This is a genomic window from Halomonas sp. B23F22_10 (genome assembly GCF_043496975.1).
Classification (GTDB): domain Bacteria; phylum Pseudomonadota; class Gammaproteobacteria; order Pseudomonadales; family Halomonadaceae; genus Halomonas; species Halomonas smyrnensis.
Genome location: NZ_JBIEKF010000003.1, coordinates 563,259 through 575,820, shown reverse-complemented (window position 1 = coordinate 575,820; position 12,562 = coordinate 563,259). Strand labels below are relative to the sequence as shown.

General features: G+C 66.0%; 7 protein-coding genes. 1 reads left to right on the top strand and 6 read right to left on the bottom strand.

The features are described 5' to 3' along the window. On the bottom strand, positions 1-4,804 hold a 4,804-nt coding region (locus ACGTNF_RS09775), incomplete at its 3' end, for an ESPR-type extended signal peptide-containing protein (RefSeq protein ID WP_394601538.1). Positions 4,805-5,345: 541 nt separating this feature from the next. Between ACGTNF_RS09775 and ACGTNF_RS09770 the strand changes: the two genes are divergently transcribed. Then, complete coding sequence (locus ACGTNF_RS09770; RefSeq protein WP_394601537.1) at positions 5,346-5,603, top strand: hypothetical protein; 258 nt, start codon at positions 5,346-5,348, stop codon at positions 5,601-5,603. A 225-nt stretch (positions 5,604-5,828) separates the two neighbouring features. Here ACGTNF_RS09770 and ACGTNF_RS09765 read toward each other — a convergent pair whose 3' ends face one another. The 5 genes from ACGTNF_RS09765 to lon form a co-directional block, all read right to left on the bottom strand. Continuing rightward, positions 5,829-6,131, bottom strand: coding sequence for a hypothetical protein (locus ACGTNF_RS09765; RefSeq protein ID WP_394601536.1), 303 nt, complete (start codon positions 6,129-6,131; stop codon positions 5,829-5,831). A gap of 305 nt (positions 6,132-6,436) precedes the next feature. Continuing rightward, entirely contained in the window at positions 6,437-7,084 is a 648-nt protein-coding gene (locus tag ACGTNF_RS09760) for an ATP-binding cassette domain-containing protein (protein ID WP_394601535.1), read from the bottom strand. Continuing rightward, positions 7,068-8,768, bottom strand: a complete 1,701-nt coding sequence (gene thiP, locus ACGTNF_RS09755; protein WP_394601534.1) for a thiamine/thiamine pyrophosphate ABC transporter permease — start codon at positions 8,766-8,768, stop codon at positions 7,068-7,070. The genes ACGTNF_RS09760 and thiP overlap by 17 nt, the downstream gene beginning before the upstream one ends. After that, positions 8,765-9,769 (bottom strand): thiamine ABC transporter substrate binding subunit, encoded by a 1,005-nt coding sequence (gene thiB / locus ACGTNF_RS09750; protein ID WP_394601533.1) that lies wholly within the window; start codon positions 9,767-9,769, stop codon positions 8,765-8,767. Before thiB ends, thiP begins: the two co-directional genes overlap by 4 nt. Positions 9,770-10,112: 343 nt before the next feature. Beyond that, positions 10,113-12,542: an endopeptidase La gene (gene lon, locus ACGTNF_RS09745; protein ID WP_016856162.1), complete on the bottom strand. Its 2,430-nt coding sequence runs from the start codon at positions 12,540-12,542 to the stop codon at positions 10,113-10,115. Positions 12,543-12,562: the final 20 nt, after the last annotated feature.

The window sequence follows — 12,562 nt, the reverse complement described above, 5'->3', positions numbered from 1 at the left end:
CCTGGGCGCTGATGTCCCAGCCGGCATTAGCCGCGGTGTTGGCCGAAGCAATCGCCTCGTCGATGGTGTCTTCGCCGGTACCGCCCACATCACTCATGGTGAAGTCGTTGCCGGTGTAGTCGGCATTGCCGCCCAGCACGTTGCTGGCCAGGCTGTCGCCCGCCGCCTGCAGCTGGCTGCCGTTGATGGCATCGCTGCTGATGGCGTTCACATCTCCGTCGGCCACGTTGGCAATAACCTGATCACCGGCATCGATGCCACCGGAGGTCACGCTAGGGCCACCGGTAATGGTCATGCCGGCGGCGCCGTACTCGGTGCTGTTAGTGCCATCGTTGACGGTGAGGCCGCCGGTGTCGAGCACGCTATTGCCGGTGGTGACACTGTCCAGCTCGGTTAGGTTGCGCGCCATTACCAGGTTGAGCTGATTGCCGTCGCTATCCACGCGCAGGTTGGCGCCACTGGAAGCCTCGCCCGACGCCAGCCCACCGGAAACCGTCAACGGGGTGGTGTCTCCCAGCGTCTTATCGATGGCGCCGCCGGTGTTACCGGCAAAGCTCAGGCCGTCGGCCTGGGTCGCGATCTCATTACCGTCATAGGTGACGGTATCCCCGGCCACGACGAAGGTATCACCACCGACCGTCAGGTTGTTGGTCGTGACGCTGTCACCATCGATAACGGTATCGCTACCGACGCTGACGCTTCCGTTGACGCCGATATCCTCCGCGAGGTTGAACACCAGATCGGTGCCCGTGCGGCTGATGGCGATATTGCTGTCGGTGCTGCTGAAATCCACCGAGCCGCCGGGCGCGACATTGGCACCGGCGTCGTTGTTAGCGGTGACATCCCAGCCCTGGGCGGCATACTCGATGGCATCGTCGACGGTATCCTCACCGGTGCCACCCACATTGTTCATCGTGACCTGGTGGGTCTGCGGATCATAGGCGGCGTTGCCACCCATCACGTCGGCCACGGAACCGCCGGCAGTATCCAGGTTGTCGGCCAGTGCATCGACTGCCTGGTTGGTGCCATAAAGTTGGCTGCCGTTGACGGCGTCGGTACTGGTAGCGCTGACGCGTCCGGCGGCGACATTGGTAAGAGTACGCTCCTCACCCAAGCCCCCGACGCTAACAGTCGCTACAGGAGAGGTACCCGCGAAGTCGTAGGTATTGTTGTCGACCGTCATTTCGTCAGTGGGGACCGGCGCCGCTGTGACAGCGTTGCTCCCCAGCGCCACCGAGCCCTGGTGGTTGGCCAGGGCTCCATCGCCGATCGCCGTGGCGGACTGGGCGTCGGCGCGCGCCCCGGAGCCCATGGCCAGGGCCTCGGTGGCCTCTGCTTCGGCGCTCTGGCCAAAGGCGGCGGCGTTCAGCGCGGTGACCCCCGCGCCGGCCCCGACGGCCAGGCCGCCCTGGGCGGTGTCCGAGGCTTCGGCCCCATCGCCGATCGCCGTGGCGGACTGGGCGCGAGCCTGGGCCTCGACGCCGAGCGCCAGCGCATGCTCTTCGTCCGCACGGGCCTGATTGCCGATCGCGATACCTCCAGTGTTGCGCAGAGGGTCGAGGTTATTGGGATCTTCGAAGCCGGCCTGGGCTCCAGTGCCCATGGCGATACCGTCGCTGGCATATCCACGCGCATCCGTACCTGATGCGATGGCATTGGCTCCACTCGCGGAAGCCCTGGTGCCGCTGGCCTGAGCGCTGACACCACTGGCGCTGGCATCGGTGCCGCTGGCCTGAGCATTGGTACCGCTGGCGCTGGCATCGGTACCGCTAGCCTGAGCGTCAGCGCCACTGGCGTTGGCATCGGTGCCGCTGGCCAGAGCGTTGGCGCCACTGGCGCTGGCACGGGTGCCGCTGGCCTGGGCGCTGACACCACTCGCCCGGGAGCCTGTACCGACAGCCATGGCGTCATCCGCCGTTGCCTCGGCATTATCACCCTGAGCCATAGCTCTTTCGGCATTTACGAGGGAATTTCTGCCGATGACGATCCCTTCGCGCGCTGTCGACTGGGAGTCCGTACCAATGACGATCGAGTTTTGGACATTAGTACCATCCTGGTCGTCCGACTCAGAGCGGGTACCAATAACGATCGAGTTTGTGCCACGGCTTTGTGAGTCCGCGCCAATGGCCACGCCGCTTTCGTCGCGCGCTTCGGTCTGTTGGCTGCCGATGACGACCGCATTATCGTTTAGCGCCTGGACATCGTGGCCCAGAACGACCGAGGAAGCCCCTTCCGCCGATACGCTGGAGCCAATCGCTGTCGCATCGTCGGCCCCATTACTGGTAGAGGCATCCGGACCAATCGCTAATGACCTGACGCCTAGCGCCCCACTGTTATCCTTGTTGTTCCTGTCGGTGCCGCCGTCCTCGATACTGACATAAGACAGCAAGTTCTGATCGATCTGGTCCTGAAGATCCAGGATCACGCCATCGGCGAAGTCAGGATCCGTCAGGTCGATATTATTCACTGCATACTGTAGCTGCCGTACGTTTACCGCATCAGTGTCCTGTGCGCCATCCTCCACATTAACGATACGCCGCGTCAGGCCTGTCTCGCTATTCCCCACAGAAACGGCGCTGCCCGAGAACGCACGATTGGTGAGATAGCTACTTCCATTAACATCACTTTGTAAGGCCTGGGTGCCAGAGCCCAGGGCAACATAGCCGGTTGCTGCGTCAGCGTTTTCACCCAAGGCCACGCCTGCGCCACTCGTTGCTGCACCACTACCCAATGCAAGACCGTTGGCGCCGGAAGCGACAGCCTCGTGACCGATGGCAACGCCATCGGTACCCGCCGAGGCATCCTCGCCGATGCCGACAGCGCGATTCTTCCCTCCCCCATCAGCGTTGTTAGCATTCAAACCAATGCTGATATTACTGTCACCTTCCAGGCTGTTGCCAGCCCCGGAGCCGAAGGCAATGTTGTCGTTCCCATCGGCAGCGTTGCCCGCACTGCTTCCCATTGCCACATTACGTTGGCCGGCAACGTTCTGGCCAGCCTGGGCGCCGATGGCGATATTATTTACCTGATCGCCGGCTGAAACAGCGTTTGTACCGACGCCTGCTTCTTCACCGATCGAGATGTTGTTTGTGGCGGACGCTACGGCAGCTCTGCCTAAGGCAATGCTATCCACACCACCTGCTTGCGCCCCAGCGCCTGCGGCGAAGCTGTTGGCACCGCTTGCGGTGGCATTATTGCCGCCAGCGAAGCTGTTGGCACCGCTCGCGGTGGCGCCGGGGCCAATGCTGACGGCACTGCCCGTGGCGGTCGCGTTGCGGCCGATGCCGACCGCATCGCTTGCCGCACTGGCTCTATCACCAATGGCAACGCTGGAATCACCGGCTGCGATGGTGCCGACCCCCAGCGATACACTGTTCGTGCCCGAGGCAAGGTTGGCGCCGGACTTCAACGCATTGATAAACTGATTGACGCCGTCTTCGTCCACCGCCACACCGGCAATTTCGGTAATTTCGTTTGGACCGGTGGGGTTGTAGGTCCCATCGGTGTCGAGCGGCGTGCCGGTTGCCGTCACCGGTACGCCGTTGATTGACGTCAGGTCGGCGCCATCATTGGCCAGATCCAGAGTCGTGATGGGATCGCCAGTCGCACCAATGGAGGTAGCATTATCGCCCAGGGCTAGAGTTTGCTTGCCTAAGGCAATCGAGTTTTCGGCCTTCGCCTGCGCTTGATTGCCTATGGCCGTTCCGGACTCCAAGGCCGCATTGGCCTGGTTCCCCACCGCCAGGCTGTTACCCGCCTCGGCACGGGCCTGGTTGCCCAGGGCAATGCCGTTGTCTGCCACGTCGCTGGTCGTGGCACCCAATCCTGCGGCTAAGCTGTTGGTGCCGCCAGCGACGCTGCTAGGACCAATGGCGACGGATTCAGAGCCGTTAGCCTGAGCATCAATGTCGTCGGAATTCACACGAAAATATTTGACGCCTGGGGAGTTCTCATCGACACCCAGGTCAGTCAGAGAATCGTTGATTGTATTGATGTCGGTTTCATTGTCACCGACTCGGGTGTCGAGATTGCCAAGATCGGCATCCAGACCCGCAATATCAGTTTCATTAGTGGTAACGCGACCATCGAGGTCCGCAATATCAGTTTCATTGGTGGCAACGCGACCATCTAGGCCCGTGATGGCCGACTCATTGGCACCGACTCGGGTGTCGAGATTGCCAAGATCGGCATCCAGACCCGCAATATCAGTTTCATTAGTGGTAACGCGACCATCGAGACCCGCAATATCAGTTTCATTGGTGGCAACGCGACCATCGAGGCCCGTGATGGCCGACTCATTGGCACCGACTCGGGTGTCGAGATTGCCAAGATCGGCATCCAGGCCCGCAATATCAGATTCATTAGTGGTAACGCGACCATCGAGGCCCGCAATATCAGTTTCATTGGTGTCAACGCGACCATCGAGGCCCGTGATGGCTGACGCATTGGTACCGATGCCAGCAATATCACTGACTGTGGCAACATCCTCGCCACCCACGGTGAGCGACCCAGTGATAGTGGCGGCTCCACTCACCTCCAGAGCACTAAGAATCGCGTCGTCGTTGACCGTCAGGTTGTCGAAAGTGGCGTCCTCTGCGGTGGCCGTAGCACTCACCCCACTACCGACCAGCCCTATCGCCACGACCAAGGGGCGCAAGATGCCTACAGGTGAGGCTTTCACAGCTACCGCTGGCGCCGCCTGGAGCCGCTGCCCGCTTGACTTGCCCCTTGAGTGAGCCGCTTCCGAGGCAATTGTCAAACGCCCTAGGGTGCTGTTCCAGATAATCTTAAAGATCTTGTTCATGTTCACCTACGAATCGAAGCATCGTTTTAATTGACTGGCGCAGCCTGGACGTGTGCGGCAGCGAGCAAACCATCTCGATAGGCAATCGGCAGGCCCACGAGCCTACCTCATGCTTTTCTTTTATATTCAAATAGTTATCTTAACAGCGCATGCAGAACACCGGAGCCACCGGCAGACTGACAGCTGGTGTCTCAGTCGACATGACCCACCAGCTTTCGATTGGAGAGATCACTATCCATCAGAGCATTACGTTAAATTGCATTAGACAATATCATAGCCTCCGGAACACAACATCACTCACCTTCACAAACCCCGCTGAACACCTCATGTACACGATGGGCCCGACGAGCCAAAGGGGGCCAAGGTCAGACCAGCATCGGCGTATGGCTCTCGGGTCATGGCGAGGTACCGTAGCCCCCAGACATCCAGCGCCGGGCCCAACTCCTCCATCAGGCAAAGCGACTGGGAATGCTGCTCCCGCGTCTCACATGGACGGATGCCGTCATCGACCTCTTACGTGAGCAAGGCGGCGACCACCTCCATGAAGCGTGTCGTGCTCGCGCTGTTCGGTGGCGAGATCCATGTCGTGCCGCGAGGCCGGCCGAAGACCGACCCGCATCGGTACGGCCATCTCCGTCCTTACCCGCCGCACCAGTGGCTGACTGCCGACGACGAAGAGATCCACCGGAAAGGCGCTATGCATGGCATGCCCTACACAGCTGGCATGACTGAAGGAGGCGCGCGACTGGCCAGCAGGACATCGAAGGCCCCCGGCAAGGCCGCAAAGAGGCATGCGTGACGCCGGCGGAAAAGTGCTTGTCGAGATAGCCCTCCACTACCAACGCATGATTGCTGCCCTCAGACCCGGGTGGCGAAACGCCAGCTCAGCCCCCTTGAACACGCCAGATCATGAACAGGAGGACCGCGCCGGCCATCACCAGCAGCAACCGACACCCGGCGTTCCGTCGTGACCCGCACCTCCTCCGACCGTGAGGCGAAACAACGTAGTGAAACGCTCAGGGAGTCATCGAAGAAGAGCAATGCCAGACAGGCGAAGATCGTCTGGCCGGCTTCTTACCGGGGCATGTAACCGCCCATAAAGGTGCTCCAGCAGAATCACGAGGTACGGCATAAGAAGCGCGGTGATCATTACCTCGCGCGCTAAGGGGTAGCCCTTCTTGGACATCGGCTTGAGGCCGTGGCGTGTCCTGTCGGCGTCGAGGCCCAACCACACGGTGGCGAAGTCGAGAATCGCCGGCACGATCCGTAATGCACTCGGCACTGAGGGCAGTCTGCGCGAACCAGCCAATCCAGCGGCGGCCTTCAACGAGACCGCTCCGGAAGACCTGACGAGGGGCATGGAGAGCCACGCCACGCGCGCCCTTCAGGAGACGATGAGGCCGATGGAAAGGCGGGGATGCCAGCATGTCGGATCGACACACGGACTGCACACCGGCGCCGAGTGCAGTGCCGACGAGATGGCCAAGGGGTCATCCTGGCCAACGCCGTGGCCCCCGGGCCGGGTGGCATACGCCAAGGAGGTCACCCGGACCATGCCGCGTCTGGTCGCGCACGACAACACCTTCACACCGGCGAAACCCTCGTGGTCGATGGCAACGTCGGCTTGGCTATCTAGCCCCGCAGCCGCCCGTCCTCGAGCCGGCAGTGGCGGTCGGCCAGGGCCTCGATGTCGTCGCGGTCGTGGCTGACCAGCAGCACCGCCACGCCGGCCGCCTTCTGGCGGCGCACCAGCTCCCACAGCCCGCGCCGGGTGGCGTCGTCGAGCCCGGTGAAGGGCTCGTCGAGCAGCAGCAGCGGCGCGCCCCGCAGCAGCGCGCGCAGCAGCGCCACCCGCTGGCGCTGGCCGCCGGAGAGCTCGTCGGGCAGCCGGTCGTGGAGGCCCTCGAGGCCGACCTCGGCCAGCCCCTCGCGGATGCGCGTCTTCTGCTCGCCGGTGAGCCTCATGTCCGGCGCCAGGCCGAGGCCCACGTTGAGCCACACCGGCAGGTGATCGAACAGATTGTGCTCCTGGAAGACGGTGGTGATACCGCGCTCCCAGGGCGGCCGCGCCAGCAGGTCCTCCCCCGCCCAGTCGAGCCGCCCGCCGCCGGGCTCGAGAAAGCCGGCCAGCAGCGCCAGCAGCGTGCTCTTGCCGGACCCCGACGGCCCCTCCACCGACAGGCATTCCCCCGGCGCGAGCCGGAAGGCGAAGCGGAAGTCCGGCGTCTCGCCGGGATCGCAGCGCCTGTAGTGGAAGGTCAGGTCATGGCAGTCGAGCATCGGCGCCTCCTTGCGACGAGGCCTGTTGTGGGGGACGGCATCGGGCATCGCGCCAGGGATAGCGTGGCGTGCGCCGGGTCAGGCGGTCGAGCGCGGCGAACACCAGCGCCACCAGGGCCAGCAGCAGCAGCGCGGTGGCCGCCGCGCCCTGCCAGCGGTAGCCGCCCAGCTGCTGGAACAGCAGCATCGGCAGGGTCGGTGCCGCGGGGCTGCCGAACAGCGCGATGACGCTGAAGTCGCCCAGCGACAGCGTCATCGCGTAGGCCAGCGCCAGGGCCAGCGGGCGGCGCAGCCGCGGCCACTGCAGCCAGCGAAGCCGCGCGACGCCACGCACCCCGAGCTGGTCGGCCAGCCGCCGCTCCGGCGCCGAGAGCCCCGGCAGCGCGCCGCGGATCACCTGCATGGCGAAGGGCAGCGCCATGAAGGCGTTGACCAACACCACCAGGGCGTAGCCCTCCCAGCCGCTGCCGAGCCGCGGGCGCAGCAGCAGGAACAGCCCGGTGCCGAACACCAGCGCCGGGATCACCAGGATCAGCTGGCCGCCGCCCTCCATCAGCGCGGCGAGAAGCGGCCGCCGCCGGTCGCGCAGCCACTGGCGCCCGGCCAGCAGCGCCACGGCCAGCGCCAGCGCGCCGAGCCCGGCGCCGAGCGCCATCGAGAGGCTGCGCAGCGCCGCGGGCCACAGGCTCGCGCCGTGCGGCATTTCCGGCAGGCCGAGCACGCCGGCCACCAGCACCGCCGCCAGCGGCGGCAGCAGCAGCGCGGCCAGCCCGGTGAGCCAGAAGGCATCGGTGAGCCGCGAGAGCCCCCGGGCATCGCGGCGCCACCAGCGCCCCGCGGGCCGGCCGGGGCGCGCCCCCACCGCCAGCGACGGGGTGCCGCCGCGGGACAGCGCGAGCAGCCACAGCGACAGGCAGATCGTCAGCTGAGTCAGCGCCAGCAGCGCGGCCAGGGCCAGGTCGTGGTCGAACTTCATGGCCTGGTAGAGCGCCACTTCCAGGGTCGAGGAGGCCGGCCCGCCGCCCAGGGTCATGACGATGGCGAAGCTGGTGAAGCACAGCGTGAACACCAGCGCCGCGAGCCGCGGCAGCAGCGGCGCCAGCCGCGGCCACTCCAGCGCCCGCCACAGCGCGCCGCGAGACAGCCCCAGCTGGCCGGCCAGGCGCCACTGGGCCGCCGGCGCCTCCTCCAGGGCCTGCAGCATCAGCCGCGCGGCCAACGGCAGGTTGTAGAAGACATGGGCCAGCACGATGCCGGAGAGGCCGTAGAGATAGTCGTCGGGCAGCCCGTCGAGGAGATCGCGCAGCGGCGCCAGCCAGCCGCGCCGGCCGTGCACGGCGACCAGCCCGAACAGCGCGATCAGGCTCGGGATCACCAGCGACAGCTCCATGGCCCGCAGCAGCAGGCGACGGCCGAGGAAGCGCGGCCGCCGGGCCAGCGCCAGGGCCACGGGAATCGCCAGGCCGATCGACAGCAGCGTGGACAGGCTCGCCTGCCACAGGGTGAAGCGCAGCACGGCGGCGAGCCACGGCTCCTGCCACAGCATCGCCGGATGCAGCTCCCGGGCCTGCCACAGCAGCGCGCCGAGGCTGCCGAGCCCGAGCCCCGCCACCGCGACGAGCGCCGCGATGCCCGCTGCCAGGGGCCAGCGCGAATGCGTGGCCCAGCGCGTGGTCGGGCTCATCGGGCGGCGGCGTTGCGCCACTCGCGGATCCACTCGCGGCGATGCGCCTTCACCGCCTCAGGCGTGAAGGTCAGGCTCTCGGGGGCGATCAGCCGCTCATAGACCTCGGGCAGCTCGTCGCCGAGGTCGATGGCCGGATGCATGACGTTGCCCAGCGGAATATGGCGCTGGAAGTCCGGCGTCAGCATGAAGGCCAGGAACTCGCGGGCGAGCGCGGGATGCTCGCTGGTCGCCACCCGGGCCGCGGTCTCCACCTGCAGGTAGTGGCCGTCGTCGAACTCGGCGGCCTGGTAGCGATCGGTGCCCTCGACGGCCATGTGGTAGGCCGGCGAAGTGGCATACGACAGCACCATCGGCGCCTCGCCGTTCATGAACAGCGAGAAGTAGGCCTGGCTCCAGCCGTTGGTGACGGTCAGCACGCGCTCGTTGAGGCGCGCCCAGATCTCGGGTGCCCGCTCGCCGTAGACCTTCCTGATCCACAGCAAGAGCCCCTGGCCGGTGACGCTGGTGCGCGGGTCCTGGAGGATCACCTTGACGTCGTCCGGGGCGTCGAGCAGCGCCTCGAAGCTCCCGGGCGGCGTCTCGAGCTGCTCGGTGTCGTAGACGAAGGCGAAGTGGCCCCAGTCGTAGGGCAGGAAGGTGTCGTCGCTCCAGTCGACGGGCAGGTCGAGGGCGCCGGCGTCGACGCCGTGGGGCACCAGCAGGTCCAGCGCGCGAGCCTCGGCCATCAGGTTCATGTCCAGCCCCAGCACCACGTCGGCGGCGGTGTCCTGCCCCTCGAGACGCAGCCGCTGGAGGATGTCGACGCCGCCGGGCAGCGCGACGAACGCGAGATCGCAGCCGCAGCGGGCCTCGAAGGCCTCCTCGATGCCGGGCCCCGGTCCCCACTCGGAGACGAAGGAATCGTAGGTGTAGACGGTGAGGGTCTCGTCGGCCTGAGCGACGCCGACGGCCAGCAGCGCGGCCAGCGACGCACCGACGGCCTGAACCTTGGGAGCCATGGACATTCCTGTTTGTTCGAGAAGGAGGAAACGAGAAGTGGAGAGTCGGACACGAAAACGCGCCCGCCATTATGCCATCGGCGGGCGCGATACGGAGTAAGGACAGTCGGAGCGATCTGAATAAGCTTCGGGGCTTGTCCGGCGACAGGTCTCCGCAGGGCGCTGTAAACCCTTCCCTGGGCGCTACCTACGCCCTGCTTCGCTATCGCGTCCTGCTCCGCTTGCAGGGCCGGTGCTGGCCATCCATGGCCAGCCCGTTCGAAGCAGTGCTTCTCACCCATGGCGTAGGCCCCTCGCTACGACCTGTCCCTGGCGCCCCTTCTGGCTCGACCTCAGCGCCTTGTTATCCGAACACGACCTTCGCCACATCCCGATAATGCCCCGCGAAGTGCACCGTGACGTCCTCCTTGAGGTAGTCCGGCAGCTCCTCGTAGTCGCGGCGGTTGGCCTCGGGCAGGATCACCTCGAAGATCTCGCTGCGCCGGGCGGCGATCACCTTCTCGCGGATGCCGCCCACCGGCAGCACGTGGCCGGTCAGGGTCAGCTCGCCGGTCATCGCCAGCGGCCGGTCGATGGGCCGGTGCTTGGCCAGCGACAGCAGCGCGGTGGTCATGGTCACGCCGGCCGAGGGGCCGTCCTTGGGCGTGGCGCCCTCCGGCACGTGCAGGTGCACGAAGGCGGAGTCGAAGAAGTCCGGGTCGGCGCCGTACTCGCCGAGATGGCCCAGCGCGTAGCTGTAGGCGATGTTGGCGGACTCCTTCATCACGTCGCCGAGCTGGCCGGTGAGCTTGAAGCCGCGGTCCAGGGCGTGCACCTTGCCGGCCTCCACCGACAGGGTCGCGCCGCCCATGGCGGTCCAGGCCAGGCCGGTGACCACGCCCTCGCCCTTCATCACCTTCTCCTTGCGGAAGGTCGGCGCGCCGAGGAACTCCTCGAGGTTCTTCACCGAGACCTTGACCGTCTGCTGGTCATCCTCGAGCAGCTTGACCGCCGACTTGCGCACGATGCGGTGCAGCTGCTTCTCGAGCTGGCGCACCCCGGCCTCGCGGGCGTAGCCCTCGATCACCTGGCGCAGCGCGGCGTCGGTGAGATTGAGGCGCTTCTTGGGGATGCGATCGCGCTCGAGCAGCTTGGGCCACAGGTGATGCTTGGCGATGGCCATCTTCTCCTGGGCGATGTAGCCGGAGAGGCGAATCTGCTCCATGCGGTCGAGCAGCGCCGCCGGGATCGAGTCCAGGGTATTGGCGGTGCACACGAACAGCACCTTGGACAGGTCCAGCCGCACGTCCAGGTAGTGGTCGAGGAAGTCGACGTTCTGCTCCGGGTCGAGCACCTCGAGCAGCGCCGAGGCCGGGTCGCCCTGGAAGGACTGGCCGAGCTTGTCGATCTCGTCGAGCATGATCACCGGGTTCTCGACGCCGACCTCCTTGATCGCCTGCACCAGCTTGCCGGGCATGGCGCCGACGTAGGTGCGGCGGTGGCCCTTGATCTCGGCCTCGTCGCGCATGCCGCCCACCGAGAAGCGATAGAACTCGCGACCCAGCGCCTCGGCGATGGAGCGCCCCACGGAGGTCTTGCCGACGCCCGGCGGGCCCACCAGCAGCAGGATGGAGCCGCCGACGTCGCCCTTGAAGGTGCCCTCGGCGAGGAACTCGACGATGCGCTCCTTCACGTCCGAAAGGCCGTCGTGGTCGCGGTTCAGCACCTCGCGGGCGTGGCCCAGGTCGAGCTGGTCGTCGCTGGTCAGGCCCCAGGGCAGCGAGGTCAGCCAGTCGAGGTAGTGGCGGGTGGTGCCGTACTCCGGCGAGCCGGTCTCCAGCACCGAGAGCTTGTCGAGCTCGTCGTCGATGCGCTCCTGCACGCGCTCCGGCACCGCCTTGTCCTCGAGGCGGGCGCGGAAGGTGTCGACGTCGTTCTCGCGGTCGTCCTTGGAGATGCCCAGCTCGCGCTGGATGATCTTGAGCTGCTCGCGCAGGAAGAACTCGCGCTGGCGCTCCTGCATCTGGGCGTTGACCTGCTCGCTGATCTCGCTCTGCAGCCGGGCGACGTCGATCTCCTTGCGCAGCAGCGGCAGCACCTTCTGCATGCGCTCCATCACCGGCAGCGACTCCAGCACGTCCTGCAGCTCGGGCCCCTTGGCCGAGGTGATGGCGGCGGCGAAGTCGGTCAGCGGCCCCGGCTCGTGGGGGCTGAAGCGGTTGAGGTAGTGCTTGAGCTCCTCGCCGTAGAGCGGGTTGATCGGCAGCAGCTCCTTGATGCCGTTGATCAGCGCCATGGCGTAGGCGCGGGTCTCCTCGTCCTCGGCGTCTACCGGCTCGCGGGGATAGCTGACCTCGACCAGATAGGGCGGCTCCTTGGACAGCCAGCGCTGGATACGGAAGCGGCGCATGCCCTGGGCGATGAACTGCAGCTGCGAGTCCTCGCCCTGCAGCTTGTGCACCTTGACCGCGGTGCCCATCTCGGGGAAGTCGCCGGGGCTCAGGTCCTCGACGCCGGCCTCGCCGACGAAGGCCAGGCCGACCATGTGGTGCGGCGTGTTGCCGACCCGGCCGATGGTGTCCTCCCAGCGCTCGCGGTTGATCACCAGCGGCTGGACCTGGGCGGGGAAGAAGGGGCGGTTGTGGATCGGCAGCAGATAGAGCCGCTCGGGCAGGGTATCGCTGGCCGGCACCACCGCGTGGCCGGCGCCCTCGTCGAGGTCCAGCTCGCCATCCGTGTCGGCCTGGACCCATTCCAGGCCGTCCTGTTCGTAGCGCTGATCGTCTTCGCTCATGCGTACCTCATCCTGAAGGG